The organism is Blautia caccae, assembly GCF_040095955.1.
Classification (GTDB): domain Bacteria; phylum Bacillota; class Clostridia; order Lachnospirales; family Lachnospiraceae; genus Blautia; species Blautia celeris.
The window spans coordinates 73,833-92,261 of sequence record NZ_JBBMFP010000001.1 but is presented as its reverse complement, the minus strand read 5'-3'; the positions used below and the strand labels follow the sequence as shown (position 1 = coordinate 92,261).

General features: G+C 46.8%; 22 protein-coding genes. 14 read left to right on the top strand and 8 right to left on the bottom strand.

Features of this window, described 5'->3' with window-relative positions:
- The first annotated feature begins 42 nt into the window (after window positions 1-42).
- The 9 genes from WMO65_RS00390 (at window position 43) to WMO65_RS00350 (ending at window position 8,438) form a co-directional block, all read left to right on the top strand.
- On the top strand, window positions 43-507 hold the full coding sequence (locus WMO65_RS00390; protein WP_033140219.1) for a single-stranded DNA-binding protein: 465 nt from the start codon (window positions 43-45) through the stop codon (window positions 505-507).
- A 34-nt stretch (window positions 508-541) separates the two neighbouring features.
- Window positions 542-805, top strand: coding sequence for a 30S ribosomal protein S18 (gene rpsR, locus WMO65_RS00385; RefSeq protein WP_033140218.1), 264 nt, complete (start codon window positions 542-544; stop codon window positions 803-805).
- A gap of 178 nt (window positions 806-983) precedes the next feature.
- On the top strand, window positions 984-1,685 hold the full coding sequence (locus tag WMO65_RS00380; RefSeq protein WP_148393391.1) for a response regulator transcription factor: 702 nt from the start codon (window positions 984-986) through the stop codon (window positions 1,683-1,685).
- A complete protein-coding gene (locus WMO65_RS00375) occupies window positions 1,672-3,294 on the top strand; it encodes a sensor histidine kinase (protein ID WP_148393390.1) in 1,623 nt (540 codons plus the stop codon). Before WMO65_RS00380 ends, WMO65_RS00375 begins: the two co-directional genes overlap by 14 nt.
- Window positions 3,295-3,469: 175 nt before the next feature.
- Window positions 3,470-5,515 (top strand): DHH family phosphoesterase, encoded by a 2,046-nt coding sequence (locus WMO65_RS00370; protein ID WP_033140215.1) that lies wholly within the window; start codon window positions 3,470-3,472, stop codon window positions 5,513-5,515.
- Window positions 5,512-5,958 (top strand): 50S ribosomal protein L9, encoded by a 447-nt coding sequence (gene rplI / locus WMO65_RS00365; RefSeq protein WP_033140214.1) that lies wholly within the window; start codon window positions 5,512-5,514, stop codon window positions 5,956-5,958. Before WMO65_RS00370 ends, rplI begins: the two co-directional genes overlap by 4 nt.
- Before the next feature lie 30 nt (window positions 5,959-5,988).
- On the top strand, window positions 5,989-7,317 hold the full coding sequence (gene dnaB, locus WMO65_RS00360) for a replicative DNA helicase (RefSeq protein WP_033140213.1): 1,329 nt from the start codon (window positions 5,989-5,991) through the stop codon (window positions 7,315-7,317).
- Between the two features lie 268 nt (window positions 7,318-7,585).
- A complete protein-coding gene (locus WMO65_RS00355; RefSeq protein ID WP_033140212.1) occupies window positions 7,586-8,227 on the top strand; it encodes a DUF3796 domain-containing protein in 642 nt (213 codons plus the stop codon).
- Between the two features lies 1 nt (window position 8,228).
- A complete protein-coding gene (locus tag WMO65_RS00350) occupies window positions 8,229-8,438 on the top strand; it encodes a helix-turn-helix transcriptional regulator (protein WP_103731755.1) in 210 nt (69 codons plus the stop codon).
- A gap of 339 nt (window positions 8,439-8,777) precedes the next feature.
- Here the strand turns inward: WMO65_RS00350 and WMO65_RS00345 are convergent, their stop codons facing one another.
- A complete protein-coding gene (locus WMO65_RS00345) occupies window positions 8,778-9,602 on the bottom strand; it encodes a C45 family peptidase (RefSeq protein WP_054352231.1) in 825 nt (274 codons plus the stop codon).
- A 262-nt stretch (window positions 9,603-9,864) separates the two neighbouring features.
- Here WMO65_RS00345 and WMO65_RS00340 point away from each other — a divergent pair, with 262 nt between their 5' ends.
- Window positions 9,865-10,185, top strand: coding sequence for a hypothetical protein (locus WMO65_RS00340; RefSeq protein ID WP_148393389.1), 321 nt, complete (start codon window positions 9,865-9,867; stop codon window positions 10,183-10,185).
- Window positions 10,186-10,209: 24 nt separating this feature from the next.
- A complete protein-coding gene (locus WMO65_RS00335; RefSeq protein ID WP_018598522.1) occupies window positions 10,210-10,401 on the top strand; it encodes a helix-turn-helix transcriptional regulator in 192 nt (63 codons plus the stop codon).
- A gap of 21 nt (window positions 10,402-10,422) precedes the next feature.
- Here WMO65_RS00335 and WMO65_RS00330 read toward each other — a convergent pair whose 3' ends face one another.
- The 7 genes from WMO65_RS00330 to WMO65_RS00300 are packed head-to-tail and all read right to left on the bottom strand — an operon-like array spanning window position 10,423 to window position 15,349.
- Window positions 10,423-11,478 (bottom strand): type IV pilus twitching motility protein PilT, encoded by a 1,056-nt coding sequence (locus tag WMO65_RS00330; RefSeq protein ID WP_033140208.1) that lies wholly within the window; start codon window positions 11,476-11,478, stop codon window positions 10,423-10,425.
- Window positions 11,479-11,534: 56 nt separating this feature from the next.
- Entirely contained in the window at window positions 11,535-12,020 is a 486-nt protein-coding gene (locus WMO65_RS00325) for a hypothetical protein (protein WP_148393388.1), read from the bottom strand.
- A 15-nt stretch (window positions 12,021-12,035) separates the two neighbouring features.
- Complete coding sequence (locus tag WMO65_RS00320; protein ID WP_148393387.1) at window positions 12,036-12,479, bottom strand: hypothetical protein; 444 nt, start codon at window positions 12,477-12,479, stop codon at window positions 12,036-12,038.
- A gap of 21 nt (window positions 12,480-12,500) precedes the next feature.
- Window positions 12,501-12,983, bottom strand: a complete 483-nt coding sequence (locus WMO65_RS00315; protein ID WP_148393386.1) for a DUF4860 domain-containing protein — start codon at window positions 12,981-12,983, stop codon at window positions 12,501-12,503.
- A complete protein-coding gene (locus tag WMO65_RS00310) occupies window positions 12,980-13,321 on the bottom strand; it encodes a hypothetical protein (protein ID WP_052099169.1) in 342 nt (113 codons plus the stop codon). The genes WMO65_RS00315 and WMO65_RS00310 overlap by 4 nt, the downstream gene beginning before the upstream one ends.
- Window positions 13,322-13,334: 13 nt before the next feature.
- Window positions 13,335-14,372 (bottom strand): type II secretion system F family protein, encoded by a 1,038-nt coding sequence (locus WMO65_RS00305; protein WP_148393385.1) that lies wholly within the window; start codon window positions 14,370-14,372, stop codon window positions 13,335-13,337.
- 11 nt (window positions 14,373-14,383) lie between these two features.
- A complete protein-coding gene (locus WMO65_RS00300; protein ID WP_033140204.1) occupies window positions 14,384-15,349 on the bottom strand; it encodes a transglutaminase-like domain-containing protein in 966 nt (321 codons plus the stop codon).
- Between the two features lie 196 nt (window positions 15,350-15,545).
- On the opposite strand from WMO65_RS00300, the gene WMO65_RS00295 reads away from it, so the two are divergent.
- Genes WMO65_RS00295 through WMO65_RS00285 form a run of 3 tightly spaced genes read left to right on the top strand, consistent with a single transcriptional unit; the run spans window position 15,546 to window position 18,416 of the window.
- Window positions 15,546-16,223, top strand: coding sequence for a ComEA family DNA-binding protein (locus WMO65_RS00295; protein WP_148393384.1), 678 nt, complete (start codon window positions 15,546-15,548; stop codon window positions 16,221-16,223).
- Window positions 16,224-16,271: 48 nt separating this feature from the next.
- Window positions 16,272-16,961, top strand: a complete 690-nt coding sequence (locus WMO65_RS00290; RefSeq protein ID WP_033140202.1) for a response regulator transcription factor — start codon at window positions 16,272-16,274, stop codon at window positions 16,959-16,961.
- Window positions 16,962-16,982: 21 nt separating this feature from the next.
- Window positions 16,983-18,416: a sensor histidine kinase gene (locus WMO65_RS00285; RefSeq protein WP_033140201.1), complete on the top strand. Its 1,434-nt coding sequence runs from the start codon at window positions 16,983-16,985 to the stop codon at window positions 18,414-18,416.
- The last annotated feature ends 13 nt before the right edge of the window (window positions 18,417-18,429 follow it).

Below are 18,429 nucleotides of genomic sequence, written 5' to 3'. Positions count from 1 at the left end.
TCCCGATACTATGTGCAAGGTAAGAAATGATGAGGTAGAGATATGAACAAAGTAATTTTAATGGGTCGTTTAACCAGAGATCCTGAGGTGAGATACTCCGCAGGAGAAAACTCTATGGCAATTGCCAGATATACAATAGCCGTTGACCGCCGTTTCAAGAGAGACGGAGAAGCTACCGCAGACTTTATCGGATGTGTGGCTTTTGGAAGACAGGCTGAATTTGCAGAAAAATACTTCCGTCAGGGTATCAAGATCGCCATCAGCGGCAGAATCCAGACAGGCAGCTATGTGAACAAAGACGGCGTAAAAGTCTACACCACAGATGTTGTGGTTGAGGACCAGGAGTTCGCCGAGAGCAAAGCAGTCAGCGACAGCCATGTGGGACAGGCTGGCGGACAGGGAATGCAGGGCATGGGAATGCCTTCACCGACACCTGGTGCAGCATCCTCTGCAGACGGATTCATGAACATTCCGGACGGAATTGACGAAGAGTTACCGTTCAACTGATAAAGGACGGAATTTGATTAGGAGGTAAAAAATCATGGCTTACGAAAAAGGTAACAGACCGGATTCTCCGATGAAGAGAAGAGGCGGACGCAGAAGAAAAAAAGTTTGCGTGTTCTGTGGAAAAGAAAATAACGAAATCAACTACAAAGATGCAAATAAATTAAAAAGATATGTCTCTGAGAGAGGAAAAATCCTTCCGAGAAGAATCACAGGAAACTGTGCAAAACATCAGAGAGCTTTAACTGTAGAGATTAAGAGAGCAAGACATCTGGCAATTATGCCTTATGTTCAGGACTAATCTGCATACAGAAGCATTGTAGATAGGGCGCCGCTGCGTTGTGCAGCGGCGCTTTTTATATTTCTGAAGAGGTCCGGCAGACGCGGAAAGCACTCTTTTGGTTTCATCACACCCAAAAACGTGTTATAATGGGCACATCGGATGCGTTCGGTTATACAAAGGAAAGTGAGGCAGGTACATGAATTACAAAATTTTAATTGCTGAGGACGAACAGGACATTGCGGAGCTTTTAAAACTATATCTTGAGAATGAAGGCTACTGCGTTTTTTGTGCCGGCAATGGAGTGGAGGCGCTGAAGATTCTGGAGAGGGAGGATATCAGTCTGGCAGTGCTTGATATTATGATGCCCCGGATGGACGGATATGAGCTCACCCGGCGTATCCGGGAAACCAGCAATATCCCCATTCTGATTCTCTCCGCCAGGGATAAGAGCAATGATAAGATCCTTGGCCTGAATCTGGGAGCTGACGATTACATGGCGAAGCCTTTTGACCCGCTTGAGATTGTGGCAAGGGTGAATTCCAACCTCCGCCGTTTTTACCAGTTAAATACAGAGAAACCGAAACGGGAGGAATCCTATATTCTGAAGGTGGGGGATCTGAGCCTGGATACACAGACGCTTGTTCTGAAGAAAAAGGGCGAGGAGGTTCTGCTCACACCAATGGAGTACAAGATTCTGGCCCTGCTTATGAAAAAGCCGGGCACTATCTATACAAAGGTGCAGATTTACGAGAGCACCAGCGGGGAGTATTTTGAGAGCGATGACAACACGATCATGGTCCATATTTCCAATCTCAGGGATAAAATAGAAGATAACCCGAAAAATCCACGCTACATAAAAACCATAAGAGGAGTGGGTTACAAGATTGAAGACAGATAAGAGAAAAACAGGAAGCTTTCTGGCTCTTCTTATACAGAATTATGTGGGATTTACGCTGACCATACTCTGCATTCTGGCATTGATTTCCGCTGTCATCAACAAAGGTTTTGAAAGGCGGCTGGACCTGCCCAGCACCAGTGTCCTGGAAGAAAACGAGGGGCTTTTAGAGGCAGGCAGTTATGATAAATTTCCTTATAAAAAGGTGCTTGGCAAAAGAGGAGACTTTGCAGTTCTGGATGAGGACTGTAAGGTGGTGTATAAGAGCAGTGACGAGATGGAGACGTCCTTCACTGCTGCGGAGCTGTACTGTATACCGGAAATGACACTCTGGGAGTTTACGGAGACGACAACCTTTACGAATCAGGAGGGAAAGAAACAGATCCTGGTGAAACGGTACGGGCAAATCCCCAGTCAGGATGGCGAAATGTATAAGGAGACAGAGAGTTTCATGATCCTGGATGAAAATTATAAGGTGCTGACCAATACCATGGACTTTCCTGCAAAGCGTCTCGGGGAGAGGGAACTGCAGTATATGACAGATTCGGTCTCAAAGAAATACGGATACCAGAAACATGTGTTTACCGGGGAGGACGGCAGAAAGTACACGGCAGTCTTCAAATATAAGAAGATAGATGACCCCAGTTACCGCCAAATTGTCTCTGCCCTGGAACGGCTCTGGCTGCTGACAATCCCGCTGTATATTATCGTTGTGGCCGTTTTTGTGCTCAAACTGAACCGGAAGGTAAAGGTGCCGCTTACTTCTCTGAGCCGCACCATCACCCAGTACCAGCAGGGGGAGAAGCCCAGCAATGAGTACAGAGGGCCAAATGAGTTCGTGGAGATAGGTGACGATTTTGTCAGACTTGCCAACCGGCTCAACGAGAGTGAGGAGAGGCGTCTGAAGGCAGACAGGGATAAGCAGAAGATGCTGGCTGACATTTCCCATGATTTAAAGACTCCTATCACGGTGATCCAGGGATATGCCAGGGCTATCTGTGACGGTATGATACCTGAGGAGCGGCGGGAACAGTATCTCAGGACCATTTATCTGAAATCCTCAGCTCTCAATGAACTGATCAACACCTTTTATGAGTACAGCAAACTGGAGCATCCTGATTTCAGCCCTACACTGAAAAGGGAAAATATCTGTGAGTTTGCCAGGGAATATTTGGCAGCCAAATACAATGAGATTGCCCTGGCCGGATTCGACCTGGAGGTGGACATTCCGGAGGAGCCTCTCTTTTGTGACATTGACGCACAGCAGTTCAGGCGCGTGTTTGAAAATATCATTGCCAATGCGCTGCGGCACAATCAGGAGGGAACCATACTGCGCTTTAAGATCGCGGCTGAGGGAAACAGCATCAAGATCACCATATCGGACAACGGAAAGGGAATCCCTCCGGAGATCGCGGATGTTATCTTTGAACCCTTCACCGTGGGGGATGAGTCCCGCAACAGCAAACAGGGAACCGGTCTGGGGCTTGCCATTGCCAAAAAGATCGTGAAATCCCATAAGGGATATATCAGCCTTTCCAAAAAACCGGAAAAGGGAATGTCCACAGAGTTTATCATATGGATGAAAATGGGAGAAACGCTGTCTGAGACATGACGGCGTTTTTCTGCTTTTGATCCCGGCACAAGGGTTCGTCATTTTGCACGAAAATGGGAACTGCAATTTAAAGTTGTGCATCACCGTATTTGATGGTATAATATTAAAGTACATTTTCATCCGGCAACGCATAATGAAGACCGGACAAAGTAGAGAAATTGGCAGGTAAGAGGATATGAATGGGAAAATTAAGATTAAAGGTCAGTTGAAGCTGTACATGCAGTGGCCGGTAATTCTGGCAGTCCTTCTGATTCTCATGGATATTTGTGTGTTCCGCATCAACAGGCGTGCTGGTGCTATTGCCAGCGGATTTTTGGCTGTTTATTTGCTGATAGTTATTTTCTTATACCATCACAGCCGTGCCATCATCATGAATGAGCTGATTTCTTTTGCGACCCAGTACGGGCAGGTGCAGAGAAGCCTGCTGAAGGAATTTATCGTTCCTTACGCGCTGCTGGACAGCAAGGGAAAGCTGATGTGGATGAATGATGCATTTTCCGCCTTGTGTGAAAAACCGCGGAAATATAGAAAATCAATAACCACCCTGTTTCCGGAGATCACTGTGGACACGCTGCCGAAGGAGGATGCTTCTGAGGTTGTATTCCAGTTCAGTGAGAGGGATTATCGTGCGTCCATGCGCAGGATTTCCATCCAGAAGCTTTTGGAGGATTCAGGTCTGGTGGAGGCAGAGGAAGAGAATTTCCTCACAGCGCTGTATCTCTTTGACGAGACAGAGATTAACCGCTACATCCGCAGGACAGAGGACGAGAAGCTGGTTACAGGGCTTTTGTATCTGGACAATTACGACGAGGCACTCAACAGTGTGGAGGAAGTGCGCCGTTCACTTTTGGTTGCTCTGATAGAAAGAAAGCTGAACAAGTATTTCAGCGAGGTAGACTGTCTTGTGAAGAAGCTGGAAAAAGACAAGTTTATACTTGTGATGCGCCAGCGTTCTCTGGAGGAACTGAAGAAGAAACGTTTCAATATTCTGGAAGACGTAAAAACCGTCAACATCGGAAACGACATGGCAGTGACCATCAGTATCGGTATCGGTATCAATGCGCCCAGCTATGCCCAGAATTATGAGTACTCCAGAATCGCCATTGACCTTGCCCTTGGCCGCGGCGGTGACCAGGTGGTGATCAAGGACAAAGAGAGCATGACATATTTTGGCGGGAAATCCCAGCAGATGGGCAAGAATACCCGTGTGAAGGCACGTGTGAAGGCACATGCCCTGAAAGAATTTATGGTTGCCAAGGATAAAGTGGTGGTCATGGGACACAAGATTTCCGATGTGGACTCTATCGGTGCAGGTATCGGTATCTACAGGGCAGCAAAATCCCTGAATAAGAAGGCCCATATTGTTGTAAATAATCCAACCATGTCTGTGCGCCCTATCATTGAGAATTTTATGAACAATCCGGATTATGATGAGCATATGTTTGTGGACAGCGCGGAGGCAAAGGATATTGTGGACAACAATACCGTTGTGGTCGTGGTGGATACCAATAAACCAAGCTACACGGAGTGTGAGGAGCTTCTTTCTAAGACAAAGACCATTGTGGTGCTGGATCATCACCGCCAGGGTGCGGAAGTGATTTCCAATGCAGTGCTCTCTTATATAGAGCCTTTTGCTTCCTCAGCTTGTGAGATGGTGGCAGAGATCCTGCAGTATTTCTCTGATGATATCAGGATTTACAATATAGAGGCTGATGCCCTTTACTCCGGCATCATCATTGACACTAACAATTTTACAGCCAAGACGGGTGTGAGAACATTTGAAGCTGCTGCTTTTCTGCGCCGGTGTGGTGCGGATGTGACCCGCGTGCGTAAAATGTTCCGGGACGATGTGGCGTCCTACCGGGCGAAAGCTGAGGCAATCCGTCATGTGGAGACTTATCGGAATTATTTCGCCATTGCAGTCTGCCCCAGTGAGGGTCTGGACAGCCCTACCATTGTGGCGTCTCAGGCAGCCAATGAGCTTCTGAATATCAGCAGTGTGCGGGCATCCTTTGTGCTCACAGACTATAATCACACCATTTATTTCAGCGCCCGGGCCATTGATGAGGTGAATGTGCAGCTTATCATGGAACGTCTGGGAGGAGGCGGCCACATCAATATGGCCGGAGCACAGCTCAAGGATGAGACGATGGAAATCGCTGTCATCAAACTGAAAGAGACCATTGACCAGATGATCAAGGAAGGAGATATAGAGATATGAAAGTAATTTTAATGGAAGACGTAAAATCCCTGGGTAAAAAGGGTGACATTGTAAATGTAAGCGACGGATATGCCAGAAACATGCTGTTTCCAAAGAAACTTGGCCTGGAGGCCACATCCAAAAACATCAATGATTTAAAGCTCCAGAAAGCTCACGAGGATAAGGTGGCACAGGAGCTGCTTGATGCAGCCCAGGCTTTCAAGGCAGAGCTGGAGACAAAAGAAGTGACCGTATCCATCAAGGTGGGAGAAAACGGCCGTACATTTGGTTCTGTCTCCTCAAAAGAGCTGGCTGAAGCAGCAAAAGACCAGCTGGGATATGATATTGACAAAAAGAAAATGCAGCTTTCCTCCCCGATCAAAGAACTGGGGACCACAAAGGTGCCGATTCGTCTGCATCCGAAAGTGACAGCAGAGCTGAAAGTCATTGTGAAGGAAGCATAACGCTTCCGGGGGAAAGGAGCCATAGCTGTCATGGAAGAAGCACTCATAAAGAGAATCCTGCCCCACAGCATTGAGGCGGAGCAGTCGGTTATCGGTTCCATGATCATGAACAAAGATGCCATCGTGACTGCATCGGAGATTATTACAGGTGATGATTTTTATCAGCAGCAGTATGGCATTGTCTTTGAAGCCATGGTGGGGCTTTACAATGAGAACAAGCCTGTGGATTTGGTGACACTGCAGAACAGGCTGAAAGAGCTGGATGTGCCGCCTGAGATCTCCAGCATGGAGTTTGTGGGAGAGCTGGTGGCAGCAGTGCCTACCTCTGTCAATGTAAAGTATTACGCGGAGATTGTGTCTGAAAAGGCGATGCTGCGCAAACTGATCAAGACCACAGAGGAGATTGCCAACACCTGTTATCTTGGCAATGAGCGGACGCAGGATATTCTTGAGATTACGGAAAAGAAGATTTTTGACCTGGTACAGAGAAAAAGCAGTGATGAATTTGTACCGATAAAGGATGTGGTCCTGAATGCCATTGAGAAGATTGAGAAGGCATCCAGGACAAAAGGAAGTGTTACCGGTATCCCCACAGGCTTTATAGACCTGGATTACAAGATGTCCGGTTTCCAGCCGTCTGACCTGATTCTGGTAGCTGCAAGGCCGTCTATGGGTAAAACGGCATTCGTACTGAATATTGCCCAGTATATGGCGTTTAAGAGTGGTGTCACCACAGCGATTTTCAGTCTGGAGATGTCAAAGGAGCAGCTGGTAAACCGTCTGCTGTCTTTGGAGTCAAAGGTGGATTCCCAGAGTATCCGTACAGGTAATCTGGAGGATGAGGACTGGGCAAAGCTGATCGAGGGCGCCAATATCATCGGGTCATCCAATATGATCATTGACGATACGCCGGGTATCTCCATTTCAGAACTGCGGTCAAAGTGCAGGAAGTATAAGCTGGAGCAGAATCTGGGCGTTATCTTTATTGACTACCTGCAGCTTATGTCAGGAAGCGGCAGAAGCGAATCGCGCCAGCAGGAGATTTCCGATATTTCCAGGTCTCTGAAAGCACTGGCAAGGGAACTGAGCGTGCCGGTAGTGGCGCTGTCCCAGTTGAGCCGTGCCGTGGAACAGAGGCCGGATCACAGGCCCATGCTTTCTGACCTGCGAGAGTCAGGGGCAATTGAGCAGGATGCCGATGTTGTTATGTTTATTTACAGAGATGATTATTATAATAAGGACTCTGAGAATAAGAATATTGCGGAGATTATTATTGCGAAACAGAGGAATGGTCCGATCGGGACGGTGAATCTGGTTTGGCTGCCTAATTATACGAAGTTTGTGAATATGAAAAAATAAAAAAAGAGGTTCTGCGGCGGGGGTGCTGTGGGGCCTTTTTTGTTGGGAGCGCACCCCCAATCCGCCTCTGCCCCTCCCGGCACGCTTCTCATTTCCCTGGTGTTCACACGGCCGCAGGGGAGTGGAGGAGGAAAGTGTGACGTTTGGAAGAGAGTCGCAGATGTGGAAGGGATAGGGAAAAGAGTGGGCAGGGGGTTGACAGTGAGGAAGAGGAGTGATATATTTGTCTTATTAAGAGATAAATATATCACTTTTGGAGGATGAGAGTATGAAGAGGGATTGGAAAGGGATTGGGTTGATTGGGGTTATTTTGGCGGAGTTTTTAGCGGTGGGGTTTGATGTGATCTTTAATGGGAGCAGGATCGTGAAACCGATAGATATGGAGACTTATGTGTTCAGGGGGACGGATTTGCCTTTGATAGCGGCTACGGCGGGGCTTGTCTGTTATGTGTTTTATCTGGTGATCCGGGCAGTAGTAGTGAACTTCAGGAAGGGAGAAACGGCGGCTAAGGGAGTGACCAGGAAGCTGAATCCTAAGTTTGGGTGGTTTGGATTTTTTGGATTTGTGGGATTTATGGGGATTCCGGTTTATATGGTGCAGGGGCAGGTCTGGCCGTTTTTCTTTTTTGTATTTTTCGGGTTTTTTGGATTTTTCTATGAGGCGAAGATGAGCTGTACTTTGATGGATGAAAGATTTAAGGAGGAACAGGCAAGGGCACAGCTGGTCTCTTACAGAACAGGCTTTGGGCTTCTGTGGGTGGTGGCCTGGTTTATGGGAATTACAGGAGGACATATAGATATACGTTATGTGGCTCTTATCTTTACTGTTGCCTCGTCCCTGATCATTGCGCTGGTACTTTTTTTAAACAGCTATCTTCTGTACAAATATGATACGGAGGAAGCAGAGTGATATGGGGGTAGATGGATTTACATGCAACCTGAAAAAATACCGCCAGCTAAAAGATATGACCCAGGAACAACTGGCCAATGCTGTAGGCGTCCGCCGCGAAACCATTATGCGCCTGGAAAAAGCCCAGTATAATCCTTCACTGAAACTGGCAATTGATATTTCAAGGGTTGTGGAGGCTCCCATAGAAGAAATCTTTATTTTTGATGAGTAGACAAAAATGCAGCCATCACTTTCCGAATGGCTGCATTTTTATTACGCTTTCTGTCGGTTCCGAATCTCCCTCTCTGCGAGGAAGAGCGAAAGTGGATACATCCTGTCCTGGTGCCGAATGGAAGGCCGGGAGATGAATCGGAAGAACTATTCCCTTTTCGGCGTGTGCCCGGTGAGACAGTCTGGCACGTATCCCCATGAGCACGCTCGAAATGTAAAAAAGTTTTCCAGGTCATGGAACATCCGCTGCTATTCAAAAATATCATGAAAGGCAATTTCCTGCGCTTTCCTGAACACCCTAAAAAGCCTGTCTTATCAATTGATTTTTTCTAAATGGTTTTCACTTATATAAACCAAGAAGATCATTTACAAATATTTCATCATTGGTAAATTGAATTTTATTATTGTTTAAAAATCCATCCAATGATTGGATCGTTTTTTCAACAACAGAAATTTTCCATCTTTTGCTTAAATCTTTTTTAAAACTAATATAAATTTCATTTTTTAACGGTTCATATACGATTGAACTCAGAGTATTATCCTGACTGGTTTTGCTTAAAATTTCAAAGGCTTCATCTATTCCAAAGCTGTCCATATGATCGGAAATATATTCATAAGCACAAATATATCTGTCAGCACCTATACCACATACTTTATCATAATTTACATCCTCAAAATTTCCATTCGGAAAATTAGTCATAATAATAAAATCATTATGAATGGGACTTATTATATTTCTATCCTTTCCCTCTTCCAGAATAAATGCACCACCGGTTTTATCGGCAATCATAGTATGCAGTCCTAAATCCGGAAATAATGGATTCCTGGGATACGAGATCACTCTTTTATCAGGAAGTTCAAAAAATTCAGAGGATTTTCCTGTTTTCCTTAAGGCCTCGTCAAAAATCTCAAAAGCAAACCAATCGTTTTCGTCACAACTTGCTCTAAAACCCGGACCATATTCTACTGCCTGAGTACAGACAAAAAGCCCCTCACTATTAAAACCGGCGATATCCCTGTATCTGTTATCTAATAAAGCTGAAAAGTAAAATAAGTTCTTATCATTATAACTTTTGACTTTCAATCTTAAGTCAATATCATCAGTGTCGAAATTCATACCATAAATAGCTTTTTCCTGATGATATACTGCAAAACTTGTACACATTTTGAAGCCTCCTTTTAATATAATCTGTTTAGAGTATTGAAAGAATCATCTGGATATTTTATCATTGGCTTCACCACTTTTTTACACTTCTGTTCATATGATACCACAGACATCCTGACGGTTCAATCCACAACATTTTTGTCTGTATAACCCCTGTCCCCTATATTATCAAAAATATAAAGTAAAGAACTCTTTACATTTTGGCGGAATATGTTATAATACAAATGTAAAGAACTTTTGACATTTAAAGGAGGTATAGATCATGAAAAAAATGGATGAGATGGACAGGAATATCAGGCTGCGTTCTGAAGAATTAGGGTTTAAAGCTGCGGTTTTTGTTCTGGCAGTCTGGGTATTGATTGAATGCTGGCGTAATTTTTCCGGTGATGGCATATCGAATTCGATTCCCATGCTGGTGCTGGCAGCAGTTTTATGTGTTCAGGGATTTTCAGAGATGCTGATGAAAAGAAAAATGATTTCCGGTGATGAAGAGTACAGAGAACCAAACAAACTTTTATGGAGCATAATCTCAGCCATTGCCATAATAGCCATTATAATAACCATTGGTTTCTATCTATTATAATTCCGCAGAAAGGCAGGAGTCCAAATGAAAAACAATATCAAACAACTCAGAAAACAAGCCGGCCTCCGCCAGGAAGACATGGCCAATCAACTGGGTGTCACCCGCCAGACCATCATAGCCATAGAAAACGACAAATACAACCCCACCCTGGAACTGGCCATGAAAATAGCTCGTCTTCTAAACAAAAATGTAGAGGATATCTTCTTTCTGGATTAAAGATATCCTCTGTAAAAACAATCATATCCTCTTCCCCAACATCTCCGGATTAGAAGCATGCCCCAACGCCTCATGCCTGCTGATCCTTCCCTCCTTCACCAACCTCTGCAGACTCGCATCCATAGAAACCATATCCCCCCCAGCCGAAGAATAAATAATCCCATCAATCTGATGCACCTTATTCTCCCGAATCATATTCTTAATAGCCGGCGTAGTCTTCATGATCTCAAAGGCAGGAGTCAGCCCCTCATTTACATCAGGCACAAGCTGCTGTGACACCACAGCCCTCAGCACAGAAGACAACTGCACAGCAATCTGCCTTTGCTGGTTCGGCGGAAAGACATCAATAATGCGGTCTATGGTATTAGCCGCACCCAGCGTATGCAGAGTAGACAACACCAGATGTCCCGTCTCAGCCGCTGTCATAGCTACTGCCATCGTCTCATAATCCCTCATCTCGCCCAGAAGGATCACATCAGGACTCTGCCGAAGAGAAGCCCTGAGCGCCATAATATAACTCTCCGTATCCGTATTGATCTCACGCTGGCTCACAATACTCTTCTTATGGCTGTGCAAAAACTCCAGAGGGTCCTCCAGTGTGATAATATGCTTTTCCTGCGTTCTGTTAATGGCGTCTATGATACAGGCCAGCGTAGTGGATTTCCCGCTTCCCGCCGGACCTGTCACAAGTACAAGGCCCTTATTTGTATTTCCGAGTTCAATGATAGAATCAGGAATCCCCAGATCCGATGGATTGGGGAGCTGGAAAGTGATGACACGGATGACAGCGGCCATGGACCCCCTTTGCTTGTAAGTGCTCACCCGATAACGGGAAAGCCCTCTGACGGCAAAGGAAAAGTCATCATCCCCTGTCTCCAGAAAACGGTTGATATCCCGGTTGTCTGCAAGCTGGTAAATTTCACGTATCATGGATTCTGACTGGGCAGGCATGATCTTGTCCGTATCCATGGTGACCAGTGAGCCGTTCTTTTTGTAGGAGAGCGGCAGACCTGCAACGATAAAGAGGTCTGACGCACCGGTATTGGTGGTTTCTGTTAAAAATGTAAGTGCATCCATTGCGGTTTCCTTTCTGTATCGGTTCAGCTTGTCTGAACGGTTGCTTCTTTCCTGCGTTATGTGTCGCTTCCGTAGACCGGCAGCGTTTCCTCGGGCTGCCATGTCTCAGTATTTATAAGCTTCCAGCTTTTGATCTGATAATAACTGTCCCCTGTCTTTAAGTCTTCGGGGAGAAGAAGGGCCACATGCAGTGCCTGCTTTTCTCCTGCGGGGACCTGATATTCCATGACCCGCTCTGAAGAAAAGAGGATTCCCTCTGTGTTTTCCAGCGCGGATTTTACGTGCTGCAGATATTCTTCTGTATTTCCATAGAGCGTATACTGCTCCTCCAGACACTGGTCAATGGTCAGGAGAATGTCATTTGCCTTGTTTTCCGCTTCGTAGTAATCCCTGGTATGCTCCGCATTTTTCTGGCTCAGACGGTAATCAGAGCGGGCGCTGACCAGAGAGAGTACGGCAAAGGTTATCATGCAGAGCAGGACAAAGATCAGCAGGATTGAGGATGTGCCGACACCCAGTATGGGTTTTCTGCTTTTTTCCAATTGGCGGACTCCTTTCTATTCAGACAACCCTGCTTTGCGGGCTATCGGGATTTTTGTGGTGAGCCGGTAGAGGCTGCCACCCTCAGAATCAGTAAAATCTATCTGGGCGGTCCTGCAGCTGCCGGAAACTGTCTGTTCTATATTGAGATAGTATACAGCCTCCTTTTGGGGGCAGGATTCCCCGTCTCTGTCATAGCAGAAGAAAATAGTTCCATCCTTTTTAAGTGCCTCAGGAAGAAGTTCTTTCACTGCCTCGTAGGAGCCGTCCGTGTGGGCCAGTACCTCAGCGGCACTGGAGGCATAGCCGGAGCCAAGAGTCAGTTCTCTTGCAGACTGGCTCATAAAATGCGCTTTTACAAAGACCTGGATACACACAGCGCTGGCCAGGGAAAAGAATAATATTGCAAGTATCAGTTCAATCAAAAACAGACTGGACCGTGTATTTTGCCGTTCTCTCACTGGAATCTCCTTTCTGACAGATTACTCACTTTGTACGTGGATCAGCAGGGACAGAGAATGTTTTTTGCTGTCCGCGGCTGTAAAACGGAAGAAGCCCCGGGATGTCTCCTGGATCGTAAAATCGGTAACCTCCAGTATGGACTCCCCCTGGGATTTCTTTGGTGTATTTTCTTTTTGGGTAAAAAGTTCTTTTATATATCCCTCATCTTCATAAATATAGGTGGCGTATTCTTTATCCTCTATGGTCTCTAAAAGGATCAGGGCATCCCTGTCCTCTATTTTTCCCATGGAAACGCTGCCGGACACATCGTGCTGGCGTATTTTTTCCGCCATGTAGGAGAGGGAAGTGCGGGTCGTATAGTTGGCATCCATATCTTCCGCCGTGGACTGATACACATGGGCGCCTATGAGCACCACAGCCAGGGCCGAAGCGGTGAAGACGCAAAGAAGGCCAAGGGTGAACAGGACATCTATAAAATGGTTCTGATGCTGTCTGGGATTCATGGCGTCACCTCCCCGCCCTTTAGTGGTATGACATCAACATCTGGCATCAGATTGGAGCCTACCACTTCGTAGGTGACCAGATATTTGTCGTGGTCATAGGTTATGCCGTAATGGTCCTCCAGATAGGCAAGACTTGCCGGATAGCTGCCCTCCACGGCATAACAGTGTACGGCACTTTTGATGACAGCCTGCTTCAGGCTCCGTTCCTCCTCCTTCTGTGTGGCAGAGGACACAGAGGACATGCCGTAAAACAGAAAGCACATAAGGCACAGGAACACAAGCGCGGGCAGAAGCAGTCTGTGAAGGGGACGGCGCTTTTCAATTTGAAATCGGTTCATATGACAGCCCCCTTTATCCGATGCTGGACATGATTCCCATGAGCGGCAGCATGACAGACAAAAGGATCATGCCCACCACCACTGACAGGACTGCGACCAGGGTCGGTTCCAGTTTTGATACAATACCGGTGATCCGTTCATTTACTTCCTCATCGTACTGGACCGCGATCTGCCGCATCACATCATCCATGGCACCGGTGCGGAACCCGATATTGATCATGCGCACATAAAGCCCGGAGAAAATATTTGCCTGTGAGAGTGCTTCGGAGAAGCCTGTGCCCTCAGCGATAAGGTCCCGGGCGGTTTTTATCTTTTCCTGCATGACAGGATGGTCAGTCAGACGTGATACCATCTCAAGACTCTGGTCTGTGTCCAGACCGCTGCTCAGGGCCAGGGACATGCCGCTTGCAAAGCGAGCAGCAGCTATTTTCTCCGAAAGACCTTTCGTCAGGAAAAAACGTCCGGCAAGATTTTTCAGGGATTCCCGCCCTTTCTCTGTGCAGGAAAAGTAAAAAAACAGGACAATGATAAAAACAGCAATCACAATAAACACCAGGGCATACCGGTTCAGGACCTGTCCGAAACCCATCACGCTTCTGGAAATACCGGTGAGACCTGTTCCGAGCTGTTCAAACACCTGCTCAAATATAGGCATGACCTTTGTGATCAGTACCAGCACCACAGCCAGCATCATGACGATCATGACCAGAGGGTAAGTGACAGCGCTTTTGATATTTTTGGATATGGCATCCTCCCGCTCATAATGCGCTGCCAGAGCTGACATGACATCATCGAGGCGGCCTGCCTGCTCCCCGATCTCCACCATATCGCACAGATATTTGGGGAAAACACGGGCTTCCTCCAGAGAGGTCCAGAGGCAGCCTGTCTGCTCGATCTGTTCCAGGACTGTTTTGAGAATCTGCTGCCCTTCCTCCTGGGGGGCATCCTCCAGCATAATGGAAAGCCCCTCCGTGGAGGAGATGCCGGAGCGGAGAATGAGAGCCATCTGGCTGCAGAAGGTTGAGAGTTCCTTATTGGATAAAACTTTCATGCTGCTCCTTTCTAACGGGTATACCGTACGGTATAATTGCTTCCGTCACCAATGTATTTTAAGATCTTTTTGCTGTTTTTATTGCTGGAGGCAAAGGTGGGATCCATGCGTTTCCAGCTTTTGCCGTCAAATTCAATGATATTGTCGATCCACCCAACATCCTTGATATACACGCTGATCCACGCGTGGTATACCTTTCCGGAATATCCGATCTCCAGCTTCGCGGGGATATCCTGGGAGCGGAGCATGGCAGCCATCAGGGAGGCATAGTCAAAGCAGATGCCTTTGCAGGAAGTAAGCGTCTCGTCCAGATCCGGCAGATATCCGGTGGGGACGGTTTTGGCCTTCTCCTCATCATAGGATATGGTTTCTGTAACATAGTAATAAATGTCAGCCACAGCATCCAGATCTGAGGTGGCTGTCTTTACCTGTTCCTGCGCTGTCTTCACCGCCTTGCTTTCAGGGGTAAAATCCACATACTGGTTCGGGTACAGATAGGGAATAAAGTCGCTCTCCAGCTTTACATCAATGGTTTCACTGTAGAGCGTTGCGTATTTGTCGCCGGTTATATTTTCATATGTGCTTATGGTGTATGAGCCGTCCCCGGATGTAAGGGGCATGGTCACATAGGGACCGGAGGTTATGAAATACTTGTAATTTATGCCGTCAGGCCCGTCAATCTGTATATTGGCCTTATCCGCATCACCTGTATACTGAGCCATAATATAGCCCTGGTCTGTGTGGGAGACGTCGACGATCAGGGGCTCTGCTCCCAGTACGGCGGTTCCTGAGGCCTCGGGCATATGGACATTTGGCGTATTGGGACGTACCGTTTCTTTTTTCTCTGCTTGGGAAGTGCTGGATTTTTTTGTGGAGCCGGACGATGCGCTGGCGGAAGAACAGGAGGCCAGAATCAGTACGGGACACAGAACAGCTAAAATACCGCATAGCAGATGGAATATACGGTTGTGAGTCATACTGGACCCTCCTCGTGTCTGCTGCTTCTTACGTTCTGAATAATTGTTTTTATCATATCATTTTTTGCCTCATAAAGCAATAAGAGGGAAAACTTATAGAATTTGATATTGTAATATGTCAGTAAATTCGATAAAATAGAAATAGTTATGCATACTGGGAACCTTTTAGCCTATTGCTGAAAGGAGATATGCTGTAATGAATAAAAAGTTATGGATCGGACTGCTTCTGCTGTCCGTGCTGTCTGTTTCATCCTGCCAGAGACAGGAGGAAACCCTTTTGCTGTCGGAAGATAAGACAAAGCAGGAGGAAAGAGTACAGGAACCTGAAAAAAAGGAAGATTCGGGGAAAGAACCGGATGTTCCGGAGGAGGACGCCGCCCCGCAGCAGATCTGCGTCTTCCTGTGCGGTGCCGTAAACCAGCCGGGTGTGTATTATCTGAAGGAAGGGGCGCGGCTCTATGAAGGGATTGCGGCTGCGGGAGGATTTTCAGAGGATGCGGATGAGGACTGGTGGAATCAGGCGGCTGTTCTGTCTGATGGAAGCCGGATCCAGATCTATACCAGGGAAGAGACAGAGGTTTTTCGGGAAGCCGGACAGAACCCGGGAAGTGCCGGGGAGGATACGGCTTTGGCATCAGGAAACGGTGCGGAGTCAAAAGCGGATGAAGCAGCAGGAGAACCGGGCCGGGTAAATATCAACACAGCATCCCAGGAGGAACTGCAGACAGTTCCCGGCATTGGGGAGGTAAAGGCAAAAGCGATCCTTTCCTACCGGGAAGAACACGGGGAGTTTTCATCTGCGGAGGATATAAAGCAGGTGCCCGGCATCAAAGGCAAGACATACGAAAAAATAAAAAACTATATTTCTTACTGAGATATAGTCCTGTATAACGGGTAAACTTAAGGATGAGGAGATAATTAAATGAGTAAAAGAGTTTTGGTTGTTGATGATGAGAAATTGATCGTAAAGGGAATCCGTTTCAGCCTGGAGCAGGATAATATGGAAGTGGACTGCGCGTACGATGGGGAGGAAGCGCTGGAGAAGGCCAGGGAGAACAGCTATGATATGATCCTTCTGGATATTATGCTTCCAAAAATGACGGGACTGGAGGTCTGCCAGCAGATCCGTGAATTTTCCCAGGTACCCATCATTATGCTGACTGCAAAAGGTGAGGATATGGACAAGATTCTGGGGCTTGAATACGGTGCGGATGACTATATCACCAAGCCGTTTAATATTTTAGAGGTAAAGGCCCGCATCAAGGCAATTATGCGCCGGACCAAGAAGGATGATAAGCAGGCGGAGCGTTCCGGCTCCATCACAGTGGGAGATCTGCGTCTGGACTGCGAGAGCCGCAGAGTCTTTATAAATGATAAGGAAGTCAACCTGACAGCAAAAGAGTTTGACGTCCTGGAACTTCTGGTTAAGAACCCCAACAAGGTTTACAGCAGGGAGAATCTGCTGAATCTGGTATGGGGATATGAATATCCGGGAGATGTGCGTACCGTTGACGTACATATCCGGCGTCTGCGAGAGAAAATCGAGGAGACTCCCAGCGAGCCAAAGTATGTACATACCAAATGGGGTGTGGGATACTATTTTCAGGTATAAGGAAAAAGGGAGTCAGTGAAGTTGTTTGGAAAAAAAATAAAACATACATTTTTTAAGAGTCTGCGGTTTCGGATTCTGCTGATCCTCATAGTCATCGGCATTGTCCCCAGTATTATCGTGGAAAATGTCATTGTGAACAGTTACGAGAACCGGGCTGTGGATATCCGGACAGTCAATGTGAAGAATCAGTGTGATATTCTGGGCAACCAGCTTATGAAGGAGGATTATCTGAATCATCCGGAATCTGATGTGATCAATAACGAGCTTTCCATGCTCTCTGCCATTTACAACGGAAGAATCCTGATCATCAATGAGGACTTCCGGGTCATTAAGGATACGTTTGACATTGATGTGGGAAGATATGTGCTCTCTGAAGAGGTGATCCGGTGCTTTGAGGGGGAGAAAAATACGCCCCATTACGATAAGAAGAACTCCTATATAGAGCTGACAAGCCCTCTGACCATTCCGGGTAAGAAAAAGGTGAAGGGTGTCATGCTAATCAGCATTTCCACCAGCGAGATCGCGGACAGTATTGACATGCTGGAACAGAGGGGAAATCTTCTTCTCATTGCCATCTGTCTGCTTGTGGTGGTGCTGGGATATTTCTTGGCCGGTATATTGGTGAAGCCGTTTTCCAGGGTCACCAAGTCCATTGAGGATCTGACGGACGGGTATCTGGATGAGGAGATATCGGTGCCGGATTACACAGAGACGGAGCTTATCACCAACGCCTTTAATAAGATGCTGAGCCGAATGAAGGTTCTGGATGAATCCAGACAGGAGTTTGTATCCAATGTGTCCCATGAGCTGAAGACCCCTATGACATCCATGAAGGTTCTGGCAGATTCCCTGGTGGGTCAGGAGAATGTGCCGGTCGAGCTGTATCAGGAGTTTATGCAGGACATTGCTGTGGAGATCGACAGGGAGAATAAGATCATCACAGATCTTCTCTCTCTTGTAAAGATGGATAAAAAGGCATCCGACCTGAATATTGCGGAAATCAATATCAATCAGCTTCTGGAGAACATCCTGAAGCGGCTAAAGCCAATCGCCGAGGCAAAGCAGGTGGAACTGATCCTGGAGAGCTACCGGCCTGTGGTGGCGGAGGTGGATGAGGTGAAATTAAGTCTTGCCCTGTCCAATCTGGTGGAGAACGGTATAAAATACAATTCGGAGGACGGATGGGTGCGTGTCACGCTGAATGCGGACCACAAGTATTTTTATGTGTCAGTGGCGGATTCCGGCATTGGTATTCCGGAGGAGAGTATTGACAGGATCTTTGAGAGATTTTACCGGGTGGACAAATCCCACTCCAGAGAGATCGGCGGTACCGGTCTTGGCCTTGCCATCACCAGAAATGCCATTGTTATGCACAGAGGCGCCATAAAAGTAAAAAGTGAAGAGCATAAAGGAACCACCTTCTCTGTGAGAATTCCTTTGACCTATATCGCGTAAAAGGAGGTGGCAG

Bases quoted from the DNA above. Each gene is read 5' to 3' on its own strand.
- WMO65_RS00380 (WP_148393391.1), top strand. From the start codon at position 984: ATGAATTACAAAATTTTAATTGCTGAGGACGAACAGGACATTGCGGAG.
- WMO65_RS00315 (WP_148393386.1), bottom strand. From the start codon at position 12,983: ATGAATCCCAGACAGCATCAGAACCATTTTATAGATGTCCTGTTCACC.
- WMO65_RS00310 (WP_052099169.1), bottom strand. From the start codon at position 13,321: ATGAACCGATTTCAAATTGAAAAGCGCCGTCCCCTTCACAGACTGCTT.
- rplI (WP_033140214.1), top strand. From the start codon at position 5,512: ATGAAAGTAATTTTAATGGAAGACGTAAAATCCCTGGGTAAAAAGGGT.
- WMO65_RS00350 (WP_103731755.1), top strand. From the start codon at position 8,229: ATGGGGGTAGATGGATTTACATGCAACCTGAAAAAATACCGCCAGCTA.
- WMO65_RS00305 (WP_148393385.1), bottom strand. From the start codon at position 14,372: ATGAAAGTTTTATCCAATAAGGAACTCTCAACCTTCTGCAGCCAGATG.
- WMO65_RS00355 (WP_033140212.1), top strand. From the start codon at position 7,586: ATGAAGAGGGATTGGAAAGGGATTGGGTTGATTGGGGTTATTTTGGCG.
- WMO65_RS00290 (WP_033140202.1), top strand. From the start codon at position 16,272: ATGAGTAAAAGAGTTTTGGTTGTTGATGATGAGAAATTGATCGTAAAG.
- WMO65_RS00345 (WP_054352231.1), bottom strand. From the start codon at position 9,602: ATGTGTACAAGTTTTGCAGTATATCATCAGGAAAAAGCTATTTATGGT.
- dnaB (WP_033140213.1), top strand. From the start codon at position 5,989: ATGGAAGAAGCACTCATAAAGAGAATCCTGCCCCACAGCATTGAGGCG.
- WMO65_RS00390 (WP_033140219.1), top strand. From the start codon at position 43: ATGAACAAAGTAATTTTAATGGGTCGTTTAACCAGAGATCCTGAGGTG.
- WMO65_RS00300 (WP_033140204.1), bottom strand. From the start codon at position 15,349: ATGACTCACAACCGTATATTCCATCTGCTATGCGGTATTTTAGCTGTT.
- WMO65_RS00335 (WP_018598522.1), top strand. From the start codon at position 10,210: ATGAAAAACAATATCAAACAACTCAGAAAACAAGCCGGCCTCCGCCAG.
- WMO65_RS00370 (WP_033140215.1), top strand. From the start codon at position 3,470: ATGAATGGGAAAATTAAGATTAAAGGTCAGTTGAAGCTGTACATGCAG.
- WMO65_RS00340 (WP_148393389.1), top strand. From the start codon at position 9,865: ATGAAAAAAATGGATGAGATGGACAGGAATATCAGGCTGCGTTCTGAA.
- WMO65_RS00330 (WP_033140208.1), bottom strand. From the start codon at position 11,478: ATGGATGCACTTACATTTTTAACAGAAACCACCAATACCGGTGCGTCA.
- rpsR (WP_033140218.1), top strand. From the start codon at position 542: ATGGCTTACGAAAAAGGTAACAGACCGGATTCTCCGATGAAGAGAAGA.
- WMO65_RS00295 (WP_148393384.1), top strand. From the start codon at position 15,546: ATGAATAAAAAGTTATGGATCGGACTGCTTCTGCTGTCCGTGCTGTCT.